This window comes from Streptomyces tubercidicus, assembly GCF_027497495.1.
GTDB lineage: Bacteria > Actinomycetota > Actinomycetes > Streptomycetales > Streptomycetaceae > Streptomyces > Streptomyces tubercidicus.
Map to the genome: position 1 here is coordinate 5,854,974 of NZ_CP114205.1, position 18,977 is coordinate 5,873,950.

Genomic DNA, 18,977 nt, shown 5'->3' on the forward strand with positions numbered 1-18,977 from the left:
CCACAGAACCCGAGGAGACCGAGCATGTCGCAGCAGGGCCTGCGCGAGGTGGAGCACGAGACCACGGTCTCGGCCCCGGCCGCCGCCGTCTACCGGCTGATCGCCGAGGTAGAGAACTGGCCGCGGATCTTCCCGCCCACGATTTACGTCGAGCGCGACGGCCACGGCAAGAACGAAGAGCGCATACATATCTGGGCCACCGCCAACGGGACGGCCAAGAACTGGACTTCGCGTCGCACGCTGGATGCCGAGGCCCTGCGCATCACGTTCCGTCAGGAGGTGCCGGCCCCGCCGGTCGCCGCCATGGGCGGTACATGGATCATCGAGCCGGTGTCGGAGACCCGGTGCCGTGTCCGGCTGCTGCACGACTACCGGGCGATCGACGACGACGCGGACAGCCTGGCCTGGATCGACGAGGCCGTCGATCGCAACTCCCGCTCCGAGCTGGCCGCGCTGAAGGCCAACGTCGAATTCGCCCACGCGGCCGAGGCGGTGACCTTCTCCTTCGAGGACACCGTGCAGATCAACGGTGCGGCCAAGGACGTCTACGACTTCATCAACGAGGCCGACCGCTGGGAGGAGCGGCTGCCGCACGTGGCGAGCGTACGCCTCGACGAGCTGTCGCCGGGGCTGCAGATCCTGGAGATGGACACCCGAGCCAAGGACGGCTCCACGCACACCACCATGTCTTACCGGGTCTGCCGGCCGGTCCACAGAATCGCCTACAAGCAGGTGACGCTCCCGGCTCTGATGACCCTGCACACCGGCTACTGGACGTTCGTGGAGAACGAGGACGGCGTCGCCGCCTCCTCGCAGCACACCGTCGTCCTCAATACGGACAACATCGCACGCATCCTCGGTGCGGACGCGACGGTGGACGACGCCCGCGCGTACGTGCGGACCGCGCTCAGCACCAACAGCCGGGCCACGCTGGGCCACGCCAAGGACTACGCCGAGCAGAAGCGCTGACCATGACGCCGGACAGTCAGCAACCCCTGCACAGCCAGGTCATCGTGGTCGGAGCAGGCCCCGCCGGGCTGATGCTCGCGGGAGAACTACGGCTCGGCGGAGCCGAGGTGGTCGTCCTCGACGACCGCCCCGGCCCCACCACCGAGTCACGTGCGTCGACGCTGCACGCCCGCACGATGGAGATCTTCGACAGCCGCGGCCTGCTCGACGAGCTGGGCACACCGGCGGACGAACCTCGCGGGCACTTCGGCGGACTGCCGCTGGACCTGACGCTGCCCAGTACCCACCCGGGCCAGTGGAAGGTCTCACAGACTCGTACGGAGGAGCTGCTCCAGCGGTGGGCGGCCGGGCTCGGCGCCGACATCCGGCGCGGGTACACGCTGCGTGCGCTGGCCGTGGACGAGGCGGGAGTCGAGGCCGAGGCCGACAGCCCCGGCGGCCCCCTGCGTGTACGCGGCAGCTATCTCGTCGGCTGCGACGGCGAGCGCAGCACGGTGCGTCGGCTGATCGGCGCCCGGTTCCCCGGGCAGGACTCCGGCCGGGAGATGCTGCGCGCCGACGTGGCGGGCATCGACGTTCCAAACCGGCGATTCCAACGGCTGGCGCGCGGGCTGGCCGTCGCGGCCACCCGCGAAGGGGTCACGCGGGTGATGGTGCACGAGTTCGGTGCCATCGTCGCTCCGCGTACCGGGGAGCCCCGGTTCGAGGAGGTCGCCGACGTGTGGAAGCGGGTCACCGGGGAGGACATCAGCTGCGGAACTCCGCTGTGGGTCAACGCCTTCGGCGACGCCAACCGGCAGCTTGAGTCCTACCGTCATGGCCGGATCCTGTTCGCCGGTGATGCGGCCCACCAGCAGATGCCGATCGGCGGACAAGCCCTCAACCTGGGCCTGCAGGATGCTGTCAACCTCGGATGGAAGCTGGCAGCACAGGTCACCGGCCGTGCACCCGCCGGACTGCTCGACAGCTACCACTCCGAGCGGCACGAGACCGGCCGGCGGGTACTGTCCAACATCAGGGCGCAGGCCGGGCTGCTGCTCGGCGGCCCCGAAGTTGAGCCGGTGCGCGCGCTGCTGGCGGAACTGACCGCCCTCGGCGGCGTACGGGAGCACCTTGCCGGGAAGATCTCCGGACTCGATGTCCGCTACGACGTCGGCACACCGGATGCGCGGCGGGCCCATTCGCTGGTCGGCCGACGGCTGCCGACCGGTCAGCTGATGACCGCTCAGGGAGACACCCGGACGGCGGTCCTGCTGCGCACCGGACGCGGCCTGCTCCTGGACATCGGCGTCGCCGCCGGCGGCGAGTCGTCGGCACGGCCGGAGGATGTCGTGGCGGGCTGGACGGACCGGGTCACTCTCACCACGGCCAGGGCCAGGAGCGACGGGCTGTTGCCCGTCGGCGCGGCCCTTCTGCTGCGACCCGACGGACACATCGTCTGGGTGGGAACGGCGTGGGACGGGGTGACGACCGCGCTGCGGCGCTGGTTCGGTGAGCCCTGCCGGAATTGACACCGGCCTGAGCTGAGTTTCCTGGAAAAATCTCGGCAACGCGAAGGTCCTGTAACCGGTTTCCACTGGATTCCATTTCGGGATATCGCGTGAACTGCATGGAGGCAGAGAGGTGAAGGGAATCATCCTGGCCGGTGGGCTCGGGACCCGGTTGCAGCCGATCACGTTCGGAGTTTCGAAACAACTGCTCCCCGTCTACGACAAGCCGATGATTTACTATCCACTGTCGGTGCTGATGCTCGCCGGCATCACCGATATCCAAATCATTTCCTCGCCGGACGATCTGGGAGGGTTCCGCAGACTGCTGGGTGACGGATCGGATCTCGGGCTGAACCTCACCTACGCGGAGCAGGACAAGCCCCGGGGGCTGGCGGACGCCTTCATCGTGGGCGCCGACCACATCGGCGGCGACCCGGTGGCCCTGGTCCTCGGCGACAACATCTTCCACGGGCCGGGCTTTGGCGAGGTGCTGCGGCAGAGCGCACGGGGCGTCGAAGGCTGCGTGCTGTTCGGCTACCCGGTCCGCGACCCCGAGCGCTACGGCGTCGGCGAGATCGACGCGTTCGGCAATCTCATCTCCCTGGAGGAGAAGCCCGCCAAACCGCGCTCCAACCTGGCCGTCACGGGCCTGTACTTCTATGACAACGACGCCGTGGAGATCGCGAAGAACCTGGCGCCCTCCGAGCGCGGGGAGCTGGAGATCACGGACGTCAACCGGGTCTACCTGGAGCGCGACCGGGCCAGGCTCGTCCAGCTGGGGCGCGGCTTCGTCTGGTTGGACACCGGCACGCATGACGCGCTTGCCGAGGCGGGCCAGTACGTCCAGATCCTGGAGCACCGCCAGGGAGTGCGTATCGCCTGCATAGAGGAAATCGCGTGGCGAATGGGGTTCATCGACCAGGATGCCTGCCACCGGCTCGGCCGCAGACTGGCCAGCTCCCCATACGGCCAGTACATCATGCAAACCGCTGCCGCAGGCTGAACAGCTTTCGCGCCCCGAGCGCGGCCCGGTCCGCCCGAGGCGGAAATCCCTTTCGAGGAGTGGAACAGTCATGCCTGCCATCGACCTTGGCGATAAATGCCTGCAGATATTCACTACGGTCGCAACCGGGAATCGCCCCGACGGAATGCGGCACAGCCGGACGTCTGAATTGCCGGAGGCCGGGGCATGAAAATTCTGGTGACCGGAGGAGCCGGCTTCATCGGCTCCCACTATGTACGCGCCCTGCTGGCCGGCTCCTACGGCGCTGACGCGGGGACCCGAATCACCGTGCTCGACAGGCTGACGTACGCCGGCAACCGGGACAGCCTGCCCGCTGCGCACGACCGGCTGGAATTCGTACGCGGCGACATCTGCGACGGTGCGCTGTTGCGCGAATTGCTTCCCGGCCACGACGCGATCGTGCATTTCGCCGCCGAATCACACGTTGACCGCTCCGTGGACGGCGGCGCCGAGTTCGTCCGCACCAACGCGCTGGGCACCCAGAGCGTGCTGGAGGCCGCCCTGCACAGTGGCGTCGAGCGTGTCCTGCACGTGTCCACCGACGAGGTGTACGGCTCCATCGACGAGGGCGCCTGGACGGAGGCCTGGCCGCTGCTGCCGAATTCTCCGTACGCCGCCTCCAAGGCGGGCTCCGACCTCATCGCGCGCTCTTACTGGCGCACACATGGGCTGAACGTCTCCATCACGCGCTGCTCCAACAATTACGGCCCGTACCAGCACCCCGAGAAGCTCATCCCGAGGTTTGTCACCAATCTGCTGGAAGGCCTCACGGTTCCGGTGTACGGCGACGGCCGCAACCGGCGCGAGTGGCTGCACGTGGACGACCACTGCCGGGCCCTCCACCTGGTGCTGACCCAAGGCGGTGCCGGCGAGGTGTACAACGTCGGCAGCGGCAACGAGCTGGACAATCTTTCCCTGACCCGACGGATTCTCGAACTGTCCGGCCAGGACGAATCGATGATCCGCTATGTCGCCGACCGCAAGGGCCACGACCTGCGCTACGCCCTGGACGACACCAAGATCCGTGAGCAACTCGGCTACACGCCGCGCATCCCTTTCGACGAAGGCATCGCGGAGACCGTCGCTTGGTACCGCGACAACCCCGAGTGGTGGAAGCCCGTCAAGCACCGTGCCGCAGAGGCCGTAGAACCCGCCGGGGCCGTCTGATGCGTGCTGCCGAGAACCGAGAGGGAATATCCATGGACGCGGACGTGATCATTGTCGGTGCCGGTCCGACCGGTCTGATGCTGGCCGGCGAACTGCGGCTGGGTGGCGCGAGCGTCGTCGTCGTCGAGCGCCTGCCGCGGCCCACCGGGCAGTCGCGCGGCCTGGGATTCACCGCCCGCGCCCTGGAGTCGTTCGAACAGCGCGGGCTGATCCCGCGCTTCCCCGGGCTGGAGACCAGCCCTATGGGCCACTTCGGTGGCTTGCAGTTCGACTACACCGTCCTTGAGGGCGCTCACTTCGGTGCGCGCGGTATCCCACAGTCGCAGACCGAGGCGGTGCTTGAGACCTGGGCGCTGGAGCTCGGAGCCGAAATCCGGCGGGGCTGGGAGTTCACCGATCTGGCGCAGGACGAAGACGGCGTGGAAATCACCGTCGCCACCCTCGACGGCGAACAACAGCTGCGCGCCGCCTACCTGGTGGGAGCCGACGGCGGGAACAGCCCGGTGCGCAAGGCGGCCGGCTTCAGCTTCTCCGGCACCGCGGCCACCCGTGGCATGTACCTCGCCGACGTGACCGGCTGCGAGCTTCGGCCCCGGTTCCTGGGCGAACGGCTGGACGGCGGCATGGTGATGGCGGCTCCCCTCGCCGAGGGGGTGGACCGCATCATTGCCTGTGAGCGCGGCACCCCGCCGGCCGGCCGCAGCGAGACCCCGGAGTTCGCCGAGGTCGCCGCCGCCTGGCAGCGGCTGACCGGCGAGGACATATCGGGCGGCGGTGCCGACTGGGTCAGCTCCTTCACCGACGCCACCCGGCAGGCCGGCGAGTACCGGCGCGGCCGGGTGCTGCTCGCCGGCGACGCGGCGCACATCCATCTGCCGGCCGGCGCACAGGGTCTGAGCACCGGCATCCAGGACGCCGTCAACCTCGGCTGGAAGCTGGCCGCCGTGGTGGACGGCTGGGCGCCGCCCGGCCTGCTGGACACCTACCACTCCGAACGGCACCCGGTCGGCGCGCGGCTCCTGATGAACACCCGCGCACAGGGCGAGGTGTTCCTCGGTGGCACCGAGGCGGATCCGCTGCGTGAGCTGCTCACCGAACTCATCGAGAACGACGACGTGAAGAAGCACCTCGCGGGCATGGTCAGCGGTCTCGACATCCGCTACGACATGGGCGGCGCCGAGGGCCCGGATGGCGGGCACCCGCTGCTCGGACGCCGGCTGCCGCACCGCACCCTGCGCACCGCCTCCGGCGAACGGAGCAGCGCCGAACTGCTGCACACGGCCCAGGGCGTACTGCTCGACCTCGCCGACGATCACGTGCTGCGCCAGGCGTCAGCGGACTGGAAGGACCGGGTGCTCACGGTCACGGCGACCGCCGCTGAACCGGATGATGCCGCCGTGTTCGCGGGCGCCGCCGGCGTCCTGGTCCGCCCCGACGGCTACGTCGCATGGGCCGGTGCGGACGCCGGACAGCTGACAGCCGGGCTCACGCGCTGGTTCGGCCCGGCCGCCGTGCTCTAGCGCCCGCTCGCGCCACCCGTGAAGCCCGGGTTGTCGGGTGTGCGCGGCCCGCTCACGCCCACCGCCTGACTCCGCAGGACCAGTCCCCCTTGGACCAGTACGACCCGCACCTGGAGGTACAAAAGTGACGACGCGTGTATGGAACTACCTGCCGGAGTACGAGAAGGAGAAAGCCGACATCCTCGATGCCGTCGAGAAGGTGTTCGGCTCCGGCCAGCTGGTGCTCGGCGAGAGCGTCAAGGGCTTCGAGGCAGAGTTCGCCGCCTACCACGGCGCGGGCTACTGCACGAGTGTCGACAACGGCACCAACGCGCTGAAGCTTGCCCTGGAGGCGCTGGGCATCGGTCCCGGCGACGAGGTCATCACCGTCTCCAACACGGCGGCCCCCACCGTCCTGGCCATCACCAGCACGGGAGCCGTGCCCGTGTTCGTGGACGTGCGCGAGGCGGACTTCCTGATCGACACCGCCCTCGTTGAGGCGGCGATCACCCCGCGCACCAAGGCGCTGCTGCCGGTCCACCTCTACGGCCAGAGCGTCGACATGGCCCCGCTCAAAGCGATCGCGGCCAAGCACGGACTGAAGATCCTCGAAGACTGCGCCCAGGCGCATGGTGCCCGTCACCACGGCGAGCTCGTCGGCACCATGGGCGATGCGGCCGCGTTCTCCTTCTACCCCACCAAGGTCCTCGGGGCCTACGGGGACGGCGGAGCGGTGGTCACCTCCGACGAGGCAATCGACCTGTCCATGCGTCAACTCCGCTACTACGGCATGGACAAGGTCTACTACGTCGTCCGCACCCCCGGCCACAACTCCCGGCTGGACGAGGTGCAGGCCGAGATTCTGCGCCGTAAGCTCGGCCGACTCGACGAGTACGTGGCCGGCCGCAACGCGGTCGCCCGCCGCTACGAGGAGAAGCTCGGCGACCTCACGGGCCCCGGCGCTCTCCGGTTGCCGGCCACCAACGAGGGCAACACCCACTCGTACTACGTCTACGTGGTCCGTCATCCCGAGCGCGACCGGATCATCGAGGCGCTCAAGACCTACGACATCTCGCTGAACATCAGCTACCCGTGGCCCTGCCACACCATGTCCGGCTTCGCGTACCTCGGTTACGGGAAGGGGGCGCTGCCGGTCACCGAGAAGCTTGCCGGCGAGATCTTCTCGCTGCCGATGTACCCCTCGCTCGACGAGGCGGAGCAGGACCGGGTCATCAACGCGCTGCGCGAGGTGCTGACCGTCCTTTAGCCCGCCCCATCCCCCCGGCGTCACCAGCACCGCGGCCTCTGCCCCGGCCGTCTGAGAAAGGCACTACATGATCGACCAGGAGAACATCGGCATCTACGACGTCGGTGACATCTATGACGCCATCTACGGCGGTCGGGGGAAGGATTACCGCGGCGAGTCCGCCGCCGTCACCCGCCACATTCGCTCCCGACACCCCGAGGCCGTCTCGGTCCTCGACGTCGGGTGCGGCACCGGCGGCCACCTGAAGTACTTCGCCGAGGACTTCACCGTGGTGGAGGGCATCGACCTGACCGAGGGCATGCTCGACGTGGCACGCCGTAACCTGCCGGAGATACCTGTGCGGCGCGGCGACATGCGCTCCTTCGAGCTGGGCCGCCACTTCGATGCGGTCGTCTGCCTGTTCGCGGCCATCGGGAACCTGGTCGGCCAGGACGAGCTCGACACGACGCTGGCCACCTTCGCCCGTCACCTGGTGCCCGGCGGCGTCCTCGTCATCGAACCGTGGTGGTTCCCGGAGAACTTCACCCCGGGCCACGTCGGCGGCAGCGTCACCACCGTCGACGCCCGCACCGTCGCCCGGGTCTCGCACACGGTCCGCGACAGCGAGACCGCCAGCCGGATGGACATCCACTACCTGGTGGCCGAGCCTGGCAAGGGCATTCAGCGCTTCGCCGATACCCATGTGCTGTCGCTGTTCGGCCACGAGCAGTTCGAGAAGGCCTTCGAGCAGGCCGGGTTCTCCTTCGAGTACGTCGAAGGTGACTACCACGGCAACGGCCTGTTCGTCGGTGTCAAACGAGGCAACGAATGAGCGGCGCGCGGGCCGGCTTCGGGTCGGGGCGGTCATGAGCGTGGCCCTGCGTCCCCGCGCAGATGACGTGCTCGCGGGGCGCCTTGCCCGGTCAGCGGCGGCTGACGGATCGTGGATCTCCACCGCCGACTTCCCCGCCTGGCTGGAGGAGCGACGCCGTGCCCACCACTTCAAGGTCGAACGGATTCCCTTCGCTGAGCTCGACGGCTGGTCGTTCGCCGAGGACACCGGGAACCTGGCGCACCGCACCGGGCGGTTCTTCTCCGTCGAGGGGCTGTCCGTCACGGTCGGGGAGGGTCCGTTCCGCCACTGGGAGCAGCCGATCATCCGGCAGCCCGAGGTAGGCATCCTCGGCCTGGTGGCCAAGGAGTTCGACGGGGTCCTGCACTTCTTGATGCAGGCCAAGATGGAGCCGGGCAACCGCAACCTCCTCCAGCTCTCGCCGACGGTGCAGGCCACTCGGAGTAACTACACCAAGGTCCACAAAGGTGCCGACGTGAAGTACCTGGAGTACTTCACCGACCCTGAACGGGGCCGGGTGGTGTTCGACGTACTCCAGTCGGAACACGGCTCCTGGTTCTACCGCAAGGCCAACCGCAACGTACTGGTCGAGGCGCTCGACCAGGTGCCGCAGGACGACGACTTCTGCTGGCTGACCCTCGGCCAGATCGGCGAGCTGCTGCGCCTGGACAACGTGGTCAACATGGACTCACGTACCGTCATCGCCTGCTTCCCCATGGGCAGGTCCGAGCAGGGCGCGCTCCTCCCGGACGCGGCCGTGCAGTCCTGGGTCACCCTCGAACGCTCCCGTCACGACGTGGTCGTCGACCGCGTGCCACTCGCCGGCCTCAAGGACTGGGAGCGCGACGAAAACTCGCTGGGCCGCCCCGACGGGCGCTTCTTCGAGCTGGTCGCCGTCTCGGTCGAGGCCGGCAGCCGCGAGGTTGCCCGCTGGTCGCAGCCCTTGCTGGAGCCGACCGGGCCCGCGGTGGCAGCCTTCCTCGTCCGCCGTATCGCAGGCGTACACCATCTGCTGGTCAGTGCCAGGGCGGAGGCGGGCTTTCTCGACACCATCGAGCTGGGTCCCACCGTCCAGTGCGACCCCGGCAACTGGCGCGACGTTCAAGCCCCACCGTTTCTGGACACCGTTCTGCAAGCCGGTCCAGAACGTGTCGTGTACGAGGCCCTGCACTCGGAGGAGGGCGGACGCTTCCTGCACGCGGAGATCCGCTATCTCTTCGTAAGGGCTGACGAGACCCAGGCCCCGCTGGACTTGCCGCCCGGCTTCCAGTGGGTCACCCCCGGGCAGCTCAACGACCTGGCCGGGCACGCGCACTACGTCAACGTCCAGGCCCGGACGCTCCTGGCCTGCCTCAACTCGGGTGCGGCACGGCTCGATGACCCGGCATGAGCACACCTCCGCCCCGGCGGCCGTCGCCCCACACCCACCTCAGGAGGACACCATGAGCCGCGCGCGCATCCCATTCCCGGCCGCCGGACGCACCGCGTGAACACCGACGCGGCAGTGGCCGCCGCCGGCTCCCTGTCCCCGGGAGTCCGGGCGATCACTCTGGACGGCGGCGTCGGTGGCGCCCTGTCGGCGCTGATCGCCGAGCCCGAGGGCACTCCCCGGGCGACGGTCGTCGCTGTGCACGGCGGGGGTATGCGAGCCGGCTACTTCGACGGTCAGTCCCACCCCGACGTCTCGCTGCTCACCCTCGGCGCACGGCTCGGCTACACCGTCGTCGCCGTCGACCGCCCCGGCTACGGCCTCTCCGCCGGGCGTCTGCCCCAGGGGCAGACGCTGGCCGAACAGTCCGTGACGATGCGTACGGTGCTGGCGGACGTCCTCGCCAACAGGCCCACCGGGGCGGGCCTGTTCCTGCTTGCCCACTCCTACGGCGGTAAACTCGCGTTCACCTGCGCGGCGGACCCCTTGGGAGTACCCCTGCTCGGACTCGACATCTCGGGCTGCGGCCACCGTTACGCCGTCGACCCGGCCGATCTCCCCGACGCCCACCAGCACGCACACTGGACGCGCAACTGGGGACGCCTGCGCCTCTATCCGCCGCACACCTTCCGCGACAGCGCCCCCTTGATCGCCCCGATGCCTTCCCTGGACTGTGCGGAAGCGGCGCGCTGGCCCCAATGCTTTGACGAACTGGCCGCCCAGGTACGCGTACCGGTCCGGCTGACATTCGCCGAGCACGAGACGTGGTGGCGGCACGACGAGGAATGTGTCGCCGACCTCAGGGCCCGGCTCACCTCAGCACCGCGGTTCACCGTCAACCGCCTCTACGAGGCGGGCCACAACATCAGCTTGGGCTGGGCGGCCCGTACGTACCACCTACGTGCGCTCGCCTTCCTGGAGGAATGCGTGGCCGCCGCCGGCTAAGGGCGCTCACCTCCACCCCGACGCGGCCTCTTTTGGCCTGCTGACCGCGACGTGCCCCGATGAGGAGCAGGAACCCATGACGGAACAGCCCCTTTCCGGCGGAGCAGTCCACCTCCCGGACCCGGCCGCACCGGGTGCCATGCGGGCGGGCGAGGTGCACGTGTGGGCGCTGCGTGTGCCACCGGACGACGACGGTCCCTTGCCCCTCGCGACCCGCGACCTCGACGCTGTCGAGACTCGGCAGGCCGCGGCGTTCCGTCGCCCGCGCGACCGGCTGACGTACCTGGCGGCGCACGTGGCGCTGCGGCGGTTACTGTCGGCATACACCGGCATCCGGCCGGGCCGGCTGCGGCTGGGCCGGGCTCCATGTCCGCGCTGCGCGGGAGAGCACGGACCGCCGGTGCTCTCCGGCACCACGGGGCCCCACTTCTCGCTCTCGCACAGCCACGGCATGGCGGTCGTCGGGCTGGCGGGCGCGCCGCTCGGTGTCGACGTACAGCGGCTGCCCACCGTCGCGTCGGCCCAGGCGTGCTTGCCGGCGCTGCACCCGGCCGAGCACCGGGAGATGGCAGCGCTGCCGGAGGGGCGGCTTCCTGCCGTCTTCGGCGAGTTGTGGGTCCGCAAGGAGGCATACCTCAAGGGCCTGGGCACCGGACTGTGCCGCGGCGCGGCCACCGACTACCTGGGCGCCGGCGGGCCCGGCACCCCCGGCCGGCCCGAGGGGTGGAGCATACGCAACCTGCGGGTCGGGGACGGCCACGTCGCGGCAACCGCCCTGCGGGCGGACGCACCGCACCGCACCGTTGCCCGCCACCTGCCCGAGGAGTGGCTGTACATCGAGGACGCCACCGAACTGATCGCCGCCGTGCGAGCGAGGCACTGAACGAGAACACGCCAATACGACAGGCACGACTGTCACGACAGTGGGGGAACAGCATGCCGCCCGCAACAACCACCGAAGCACTCGCCGACCGGCTGAGGGGTCTGCAGGAGCGCAAGGACCTCGCCCGCCTGGGCGCGGATCCGAAGGCCACCGAGAGACAGCACGCCAAGGGCAAGCTGACCGCTCACGAGCGCATCGCCCTGCTCCTGGACAAAGGCAGCTTCTCGGAGGTCGAGCCGCTGCGCCGGCACCGGGCGACGGGCTTTGGCCTGGAGGCCAGGCGCCCGTACACCGACGGTGTGATCACCGGATGGGGCACCGTGGAGGGCCGCACGGTCTTCGTGTACGCCCACGACTTCCGCATCTTCGGCGGCGCACTCGGCGAGGCTCACGCCCAGAAGATCCACAAGATCATGGACATGGCCATCGCGGCCGGCGCCCCGCTGGTCTCGCTGAATGACGGCGCGGGCGCCCGTATCCAGGAAGGCGTCTCTGCGCTTGCCGGGTACGGCGGCATCTTCCAGCGCAACAGCCGGGCGAGTGGTGTGATCCCGCAGATCTCCGTGATGCTCGGTCCGTGCGCGGGCGGTGCGGCCTACAGCCCGGCCCTGACCGACTTCATCTTCGCGGTACGAGACATCTCGCAGATGTTCATCACGGGCCCCGACGTCGTCAAGGCCGTCACCGGCGAGGAGATCTCCCAGAACGGGCTCGGCGGCGCAGACGTCCACGCGGGGGCCTCCGGTGTGGCCCACTTCGTGTACGACGACGAGGAGACCTGCCTCGCCGAGGTGCGCTACCTGCTCTCCCTCCTGCCGTCCAACAACCGGGAACTCCCGCCGTCCGCGCAGAGCGGCGACGCGGCCGACCGGGCGGGCGACGTGCTTCTCGACCTGGTGCCGGCCGACGGTAACCGTTCGTACGACATCCGTGCCGTCATCGAGGAACTCGTGGACGACGGCGACTTCATGGAGGTCCACGCGGCCTGGGCGCCCAACATCGTCTGCGCGCTGGCCCGTATCGACGGCCACGTCGTCGGCATCGTCGCCAACCAGCCCGCCTCCATGGCGGGGGTGCTGGACATCAAGGCCAGCGAGAAAGGCGCACGGTTCGTCCAGTTCTGCGATGCCTTCAGTATCCCGCTGGTCACCCTCGTCGACGTACCCGGCTTTCTGCCCGGCGTGGACCAGGAGCACGAGGGCATCATCCGGCGCGGGGCCAAGCTGCTGTACGCCTACTGCAACGCGACGGTGCCGCGGATCTCGGTGGTACTGCGCAAGGCGTATGGCGGCGCCTACATCGTCATGGACTCCCGGTCCATCGGCGCGGATATCGCCCTGGCCTGGCCCACCAACGAGATCGCGGTGATGGGCGCCGAGGGCGCCGCCAACGTCGTCTTCCGACGGGAGATCGCCGCGGCCGATGACCCGGAGGCGATGCGCAACAGCAAGATCGAGGAGTACAAGCAGGAGCTGGTGCACCCCTATTACGCGGCGGAACGCGGCCTGGTCGACGACGTCATCGACCCCCGCGAGACCCGGCCGGTGCTCAGCCGCGCCCTCGCCATGCTCGCCACCAAGCACGCCGACCTGCCGCGCCGCAAGCACGGCAACCCGCCCCAGTGAGCGAAGGAGCTGCCATGACACAGCCGTACCCCGCGCCCCTGGTGCGCATCGAGAAGGGGAACCCCGCCCCCGAGGAACTGGCAGCGCTGACCGCGGTGCTCCTCGCCCGCGTCCTGGGCCCTGATGTCGAACCGGACGACCAGGCGCGCGGCAGGCGCGCGGTCGCCCACTGGCGACGGCCCGAGCGGGTGACCGGATTCGACGGTCCGCGCACCTGGCGCAGCGCGGCCTGACCGCTTCCGAGACCTCAAAGACTCGAAAACCCGATCAAGAATCCGCGAATCGAGGAACACCGACATGGCCACCACCGCACCGCAGTACGACCTCCCCTCGCTCAGCCTCCGGCTGCAGGAGCTGACTGACCGCATCGAGCTCACCGAACTGTGCGACCGTTACGTCCGGCATCTCGACAAGGACCGGGCCAGCGACGCCTGGCTCGGCTCGGTCTTCACTCAGGACGCCCATCTGACCTTCCCCATGGGGGAGTTCCGGGGGATGGAGGGCTTGACGGCCTTCCAGAAGATGGCCCGCACCACATTCGAACGGACCCATCACGTCAGCTCCAACTACGACATCCGGGTGGACGGCGACCGCGCCTTGATCACGGCGCACCTGATGGCGGTGCACGTGCGGCGTCGCGAGGAGCCGGGCAGCCACTTCACCATCGGCGGTCACTACGAGGCCGAGGCGGTACGTACGGACGAGGGCTGGCGGATCCGCACCTTCGAGTTCGACCTGGTATGGAACGCGGGCGATCCGCCGGCGGGCAAGATCTGAGCCTGAATACGCAAGCAGAGCCCTGCGGGGCCGTAAGGTCCCGCAGGGCCACCCCTCTTGGTGCCCGAGGAGAGCGTGGCGGCGGCGGGCGAGGCCGAGGTACTGGCCGTGCACTTCGCTCCGGTTCCGGCTCGCGCATGGATCTCCGCCAGGATCACCAGGAACTGCGAGCTCGTCCAGGAGCTGCACAGCTCGGGCAGCCCCGACCCGGTCGCGCAACTGCTCGCCGCGAAAGGAATCAGAGCGCCGTTCGCCGATTCTCCTTGAGCTCCGCCAGCACCTTCCGGCTGGCAGCCGTAAAGGGGTGATCAGCTCCGAGGCTGTTCGTCCGCCGTTCCACGACATCGTTCATCAGGCTCACGGCTGCCTCGAAACGTCCGAGCTTGTCTTGAATGCGGGCATAGAGCTGTTGCGCCGAAAGCGCGATGGGGTAATCGGGCCCGAAGCGGCGTTCATACGTTTCCGCGGCCAGCCGAATCTCCTCATCGGCCTCCTCGAAGTGCCCGAGTACATAAAGCGCCCAGGCATGGTTATGTCGTGCTCCCAGCGTGACCGTGTGGTCCGGGCCGAGGTGCCGCTCACATTCGGCGGGCAAGGAAAGGAGTGCGGCGTTACCTTCCCTTTCGAGTTCGGCCGCCGGCAGCATCGCCAGCAGGCTGGCCTGGGAACGCAGTGTCAAGGGATGTGCCGGCCCGAGAGCCGACTGCCGGCCCGCGATCGTGGCCTGGAGCAGGGACAGCGCTTCTTCCTTCCGGCCGCGGTTTCCCAGCACCAGTTGTAGTCCGTGGCCACTGTCCAGCGTGTCCGGGTCGTGGGCTCCGAACAGCCGCTCCTGTTCGCTTCGGACCTGGCGCAGCAGCGGCTCGGCCTCCGCGTACTTTCCCAGCCGGAACAGCGCTCGGCCGGCCCGGGAACGCGCAGCCAGCACCAAGCGGTGCTCCGGGCCAAGGGTTTGCTCCGAAAGCGCCACCGCACCATGAGCGGTCTCCCAGGCGGACAGATAGTCCCCCGTACGGTGCCGGGGCAGTGGCCAATCGCGTCGCGATACCCACCACATCGGCCAAGGTCGTGGGAGTCGCGGCACGCTGCAACAAGGCGATGGCATGGGGGCTGAGCAGCCGTAGCTGCGGGTCTTCCGGTCCGGCGTCCGGCAGTTGCGGAACCGCGGCGTCCAGCAGTCGGCACGCCGTCGAGTTGAGGCGGGTAAGACAGTCCGATGGCGTGGCGGAAGCGACGCTGTCGAGCAGTACGCCGTGGCTCTGAACACATCGCACGCCCACGCTGACCAGTTCAGTGAGCGATTGGTCGAGCAACGCTCGCAGCGCCGTTTCCGTACGGGCCCGGGGGAGGACGCCACTGATTTCAGGACGATTCAGCAGGGACAGCGGCAGCGGCTCCGGAGCAAAACGGGCCAGCAGGCGAAGCAGCGTCACTGCCTCGGGCAGGCCACGCGCCTCGAACGCGTCGAGCGTGAGTTGCCAAGTACGCCCTACCAGGTGGCGTGGGTCTACATCCGACAAGAGGTCAGCTCCTTGGTCGATGAGCTCGACAGGTTCTCCTTCCTCAAGGTGGCGCCGGTAAGCGTCCATCGTCCACGGGTCGAGCACTTGGTGGGACAGGAATCCACCCGCCAGCGTCAGCGCGAGCGGCAGCCGGCCGAGTCTGTCGGCGATCTCGGCAGCCTGCTTGAACGTGCCGCTCTGCGGCGCCAGATCGCACAGCACCCGTGCGGCGTCTTCCCGCGGCAGCACCCCGATATGTTGCAACTCCGCTCCTGGCCACCAGCGAGCAGCCGCACGACGCGTCGTGACCACGACGATGCCGCGGGGGCTGGTGCGCAGCCAGCTGCCATCCCTCAAGATCTCGGGATCATCCGCGTTGTCCAGCACCAGCAGCCACGGCTCGGCGGACCGGTCGAGGTGTTCCCATACGACATCGGCGCCAGGGCGCAGGCCGTTGCGAGCGGCCAGCAGCTCCCCGTCGGTGGCACCCCGGTCAGCGGCAACGGCGAGCATGCCGGAGCGCAGACTCGCACGGTCGGAGGCGTTCACCCATAGCCCGACCCGACCGCCGACCTCCGTAGCGAATTGAAAGAAGGCGCAAGCGACAGCGGTCTTGCCGCACCCTCCCATGCCGTGAAGAACGAAGGCCTGGCCGTCCCCTCCTTCCACGACACCGGCCCGTAGGCGTTCGAGCACATCGGCGCGGTCGCGCAGAACCACGGGTGCTCGGCCCACCGCCGGACGCCGAACCGAGTCCGGGCCGGCCGGACCGGGTTCACCGCTGCCGTGGTAGTGGTACTCGCTGATGTGCTGGTCCCGCGACGACTGGTAGACGCGGCCGCCATCCTCGGCATGCCCGTCCATCGCACCTCTCATCGTTCGGTGATGTGCAGGTCTCGGCCGGCTTGATAGACGCGTGCCCGCTCGGACGCGGTGGCGTGCTGAGTGACCGGCGCGTACGTAGCGGCTTCCGAACCGGCGTCGTCAAGCAACCGGCGAAGGCCCTCGACGGCCTCCGGCTGGGCGAGCAACAGCCGGCGGAGATGCCCCTGCCACTGCAAGCACAGCTCACGCAGCATCTCTTGGTCGGCCGCCGAGTGAGCGCGGAGCGCCTCCTCGCGACTCGCATCCAATTCACCGGAAACCATGTGCGCCCGGTCAGGCTGCAGACGTTGCCACAGACGAGTGAATCCGTCGCGGGTGTGTTGCCAGGCCTCGGTTGTCATCAGAGTGACCAAGGTGGTGCCAGCGGTCTGTGCGAACGATGTCAATTCCGGATCCATAGTTCCCCCAGCGGAATCGCTACTGCGCCAAATTTTGGCGATGGTTCCATAAGGCGGACCGTCAACGCCACGGGCCCGTCCGGCTGCCCAAGGCCAGCATGTTTGCACCCACCAAACTGAACGGGCAAGCGAGCTTCGGTGTAATTTTCCTATGACATATGCCATGGTCATTTTCTCACGTGGCTCAGTGTGTGCCCTAGCTGCGTCGAGCTGCGGACGCTAAGCTCAAAAAGCTCTACATTGACCGAAGGAGAGTGGTGGCTGTGGCGAGGCCGTGGGAAGCCGACCCGACAACGCGATTCAAAAAGCGTCTGGGTAAATCCCCGCAGGAGTTAGGGAATACTACGGACAACCCTGACTGCCCTGATATCTGGGAGCTGGAGAACGGAGATGTCGCCATCATCGGCAGAGACCTGACAGACTCGCTCGGGAAAAGCCTTCCGGAGGGTGTATCGGTAGGGAGCGACGAACGCCTCGTCGTCATCCCAAGGAACATGATGGTCGCAGCGAAGCCGGACATCCCCAATGTTTGAGTCGTTCCACGGCAGCATCTCAGAGCGTCTGGACCGACCGAGCTACCACGAGGACTTCCGCCGCCACTATGAGAGCGGCATCCGCTTCTTGAACAAGCTTGAGCGTGGGCAGTCCTTCAAGGAGCGAGGTTTCCCCAGCTGGGAAGCCTTTGCCGTCGGCGAATGGGACAGCGCACTCTCCTTGATCGAGGAGAAGCGCGAAATCTACGCCGCCCAGCTCCGGAAGGCCGAGGAACTCGGCATTCTGGAGCGCCGCCTCCGGGTGGTGGAATTCCCTGTCACTCCGTACGTACAGTGGGAACTGTTCGTGCTTCGCCTGCGGGTGGAATTGGGCGGCAACATCCGAGTGATGGACGCCCGCAAAATCTCAGACATCGAAGCCGATCACCTTGTGCCAGAGGCAGTGATCCTCGGCGATGAGGTCATGTACGAGGTGGTTTACGACGACGATGGAAACGCGGCTGGAGCTAATCGCATCACGGATCAAGCGGCGATTGCAGAAACCTCCGCCGGCTTCGATACGCTCTACCATCGAGGCGAAGATTTCCTGGAGTTCTTCCATCGGGAAATTGCGTCACTGGATCCACCGAGCGTCGTTCATAGGTGACGCGCAACGCCGCGGGTTTCTTGAGTAGCAGGGGGCCGCACGGACTCGTCCGTGCGGCCCCCTGTGTCTGGGGTCAGGCCGGGTGCTTGGTCACGACGACTGGGCCGTGGTGTAGAGGTTCTTGGCGTCGTCGCCGAAGTAGGGGCCGAACATGGTGTTGGGCCAGAACTGGTAGCCGAAGCTGTTTACCGAGGACTGGAGGCCGGTGCCGGTTTTTTCGTCGAAGGTGGTGAACCAGGGGCCGCCGCTGGAGCCGCCGGTCATGTTGCAGGGGAGACCGTGGTCCTGGGAGAACAGCGGGTCCTTGATGGTGTTGCCGCTGCAGTAGATGAGCTTGCTGCCGTCGTACGGGGCGGCTGCCGGGAAGCCGAAGGCGTACATCGGCTTGCTGTAGCCGGAGTTGAAGGAGAGGCCCTGGCCGCCGACGACGTCGGTGAGCTTCTTGCCGTCGAGCGGGGCGACCACCGCGGCGCCGACGTCGTAGTTGATGTCCTCGCTCGCCGTCCACTGGGGGGTGGCGAGTGTTTTGGCCGCCGGCCACTTGCCGTACGGGGCCTCGCCGTCGTGGTAGCCGGGGACGAAGACCCAGTTGGTGTGCCAGGCGCCCTGGAGCTTCACGCAGTGCCCGGCCGTGAGCACTGTGCTCTTGTTGCCGCTGGTGACGGCGTCGCCGGAGCAGGAGGCGTTGCGGCCCTGGTAGGTGAAGAACACCCGGCCGGTGGTTTTGACGACTGCGCCGCCGCCGGTCCAGGGGCCGCCGGCCTGGGGGAGGGAGTTGGGCGATGACGGGACAGCCCGGGGGAGTTGGGGGAGGGTGGGGGAGACCTTGAGCGGTGCGCTGCGGCGGACCGTGGTCGTGGGCGCCTTCTTCGTGGGTGTGGCGAGGTTCAGGGGAGTGGCGGCGCGCATGCGGTCCGGGGTCCAGTAGGCGCCGAGGGTGGTGTGCGGGGTGGCGGTGCGGTGGCCGGGCTGTGGGGTGGCGGCGCCGGCCTGGCCGGTGGGGAGCAGGAGGGCGAGCAGCGTACCGGCGGCCGTCAGGGTGCCGAGGGCGGCCCGGGATCTGCGTGCGGGGTACGGCGCCGATATGCCGTCAACTGCCGGTATGACGCGAGTGGTTCGTCTCACACGTGACTCCTTCTGCGGGG

The 18,977-nt window shown here is 68.3% G+C and carries 18 protein-coding genes and 1 pseudogene; 16 read left to right on the top strand and 3 right to left on the bottom strand.

The features are described 5' to 3' along the window. The first annotated feature begins 24 nt into the window (after positions 1-24). From STRTU_RS25495 to STRTU_RS25560, 14 genes are all read left to right on the top strand, one after another. Positions 25-969, top strand: coding sequence for an aromatase/cyclase (locus tag STRTU_RS25495; protein WP_159746365.1), 945 nt, complete (start codon positions 25-27; stop codon positions 967-969). 2 nt (positions 970-971) lie between these two features. Next, on the top strand, positions 972-2,480 hold the full coding sequence (locus tag STRTU_RS25500) for an FAD-dependent monooxygenase (RefSeq protein ID WP_159746366.1): 1,509 nt from the start codon (positions 972-974) through the stop codon (positions 2,478-2,480). 112 nt (positions 2,481-2,592) lie between these two features. Then, entirely contained in the window at positions 2,593-3,462 is an 870-nt protein-coding gene (rfbA, locus tag STRTU_RS25505; protein WP_159746367.1) for a glucose-1-phosphate thymidylyltransferase RfbA, read from the top strand. Positions 3,463-3,648: 186 nt separating this feature from the next. Further along, on the top strand, positions 3,649-4,650 hold the full coding sequence (gene rfbB / locus STRTU_RS25510) for a dTDP-glucose 4,6-dehydratase (RefSeq protein WP_159746368.1): 1,002 nt from the start codon (positions 3,649-3,651) through the stop codon (positions 4,648-4,650). A 32-nt stretch (positions 4,651-4,682) separates the two neighbouring features. After that, positions 4,683-6,170: an FAD-dependent monooxygenase gene (locus STRTU_RS25515; RefSeq protein WP_159746369.1), complete on the top strand. Its 1,488-nt coding sequence runs from the start codon at positions 4,683-4,685 to the stop codon at positions 6,168-6,170. 124 nt (positions 6,171-6,294) lie between these two features. Next, complete coding sequence (locus STRTU_RS25520) at positions 6,295-7,416, top strand: DegT/DnrJ/EryC1/StrS family aminotransferase (protein ID WP_159746370.1); 1,122 nt, start codon at positions 6,295-6,297, stop codon at positions 7,414-7,416. A 67-nt stretch (positions 7,417-7,483) separates the two neighbouring features. Next, a complete protein-coding gene (locus STRTU_RS25525) occupies positions 7,484-8,227 on the top strand; it encodes a class I SAM-dependent methyltransferase (protein ID WP_159746371.1) in 744 nt (247 codons plus the stop codon). 34 nt (positions 8,228-8,261) lie between these two features. After that, positions 8,262-9,638, top strand: coding sequence for an NDP-hexose 2,3-dehydratase family protein (locus STRTU_RS25530; RefSeq protein ID WP_159746372.1), 1,377 nt, complete (start codon positions 8,262-8,264; stop codon positions 9,636-9,638). A gap of 96 nt (positions 9,639-9,734) precedes the next feature. Then, positions 9,735-10,622, top strand: coding sequence for an alpha/beta hydrolase (locus STRTU_RS25535; protein WP_246241233.1), 888 nt, complete (start codon positions 9,735-9,737; stop codon positions 10,620-10,622). 76 nt (positions 10,623-10,698) lie between these two features. Beyond that, positions 10,699-11,505: a 4'-phosphopantetheinyl transferase family protein gene (locus STRTU_RS25540; protein ID WP_246241242.1), complete on the top strand. Its 807-nt coding sequence runs from the start codon at positions 10,699-10,701 to the stop codon at positions 11,503-11,505. Positions 11,506-11,558: 53 nt separating this feature from the next. Then, complete coding sequence (locus STRTU_RS25545) at positions 11,559-13,130, top strand: acyl-CoA carboxylase subunit beta (protein ID WP_159746373.1); 1,572 nt, start codon at positions 11,559-11,561, stop codon at positions 13,128-13,130. Positions 13,131-13,144: 14 nt separating this feature from the next. After that, positions 13,145-13,363 carry an acyl-CoA carboxylase epsilon subunit gene (locus STRTU_RS25550; protein ID WP_159746374.1) on the top strand — a complete coding sequence of 73 codons (219 nt, stop codon included), beginning with the start codon at positions 13,145-13,147 and terminating at the stop codon, positions 13,361-13,363. Between the two features lie 64 nt (positions 13,364-13,427). After that, positions 13,428-13,907 (top strand): nuclear transport factor 2 family protein, encoded by a 480-nt coding sequence (locus STRTU_RS25555; protein ID WP_159746375.1) that lies wholly within the window; start codon positions 13,428-13,430, stop codon positions 13,905-13,907. Positions 13,908-13,967: 60 nt separating this feature from the next. Next, positions 13,968-14,174 (top strand): hypothetical protein, encoded by a 207-nt coding sequence (locus STRTU_RS25560; RefSeq protein ID WP_159746376.1) that lies wholly within the window; start codon positions 13,968-13,970, stop codon positions 14,172-14,174. Here STRTU_RS25560 and STRTU_RS25565 read toward each other — a convergent pair. Together STRTU_RS25565 and STRTU_RS25570 are read right to left on the bottom strand one after the other, a co-directional pair. After that, a pseudogene (locus STRTU_RS25565) lies at positions 14,146-16,273 on the bottom strand (tetratricopeptide repeat protein). The gene STRTU_RS25560 and the pseudogene STRTU_RS25565 sit on opposite strands and share 29 nt — an antisense overlap. An 8-nt stretch (positions 16,274-16,281) precedes the next feature. Further along, positions 16,282-16,692 (bottom strand): hypothetical protein, encoded by a 411-nt coding sequence (locus STRTU_RS25570; RefSeq protein WP_159746377.1) that lies wholly within the window; start codon positions 16,690-16,692, stop codon positions 16,282-16,284. Positions 16,693-16,955: 263 nt separating this feature from the next. On the opposite strand from STRTU_RS25570, the gene STRTU_RS25575 reads away from it, so the two are divergent. Both STRTU_RS25575 and STRTU_RS25580 read left to right on the top strand, forming a co-directional pair. After that, complete coding sequence (locus STRTU_RS25575) at positions 16,956-17,225, top strand: hypothetical protein (protein WP_159747217.1); 270 nt, start codon at positions 16,956-16,958, stop codon at positions 17,223-17,225. Further along, positions 17,218-17,832, top strand: a complete 615-nt coding sequence (locus STRTU_RS25580; RefSeq protein ID WP_159746378.1) for a DUF6879 family protein — start codon at positions 17,218-17,220, stop codon at positions 17,830-17,832. The genes STRTU_RS25575 and STRTU_RS25580 overlap by 8 nt, the downstream gene beginning before the upstream one ends. Before the next feature lie 90 nt (positions 17,833-17,922). Here the strand turns inward: STRTU_RS25580 and STRTU_RS25585 are convergent, their stop codons facing one another. Then, positions 17,923-18,957 (bottom strand): trypsin-like serine peptidase, encoded by a 1,035-nt coding sequence (locus STRTU_RS25585; RefSeq protein WP_159746379.1) that lies wholly within the window; start codon positions 18,955-18,957, stop codon positions 17,923-17,925. Between the last annotated feature and the right edge of the window lie 20 nt (positions 18,958-18,977).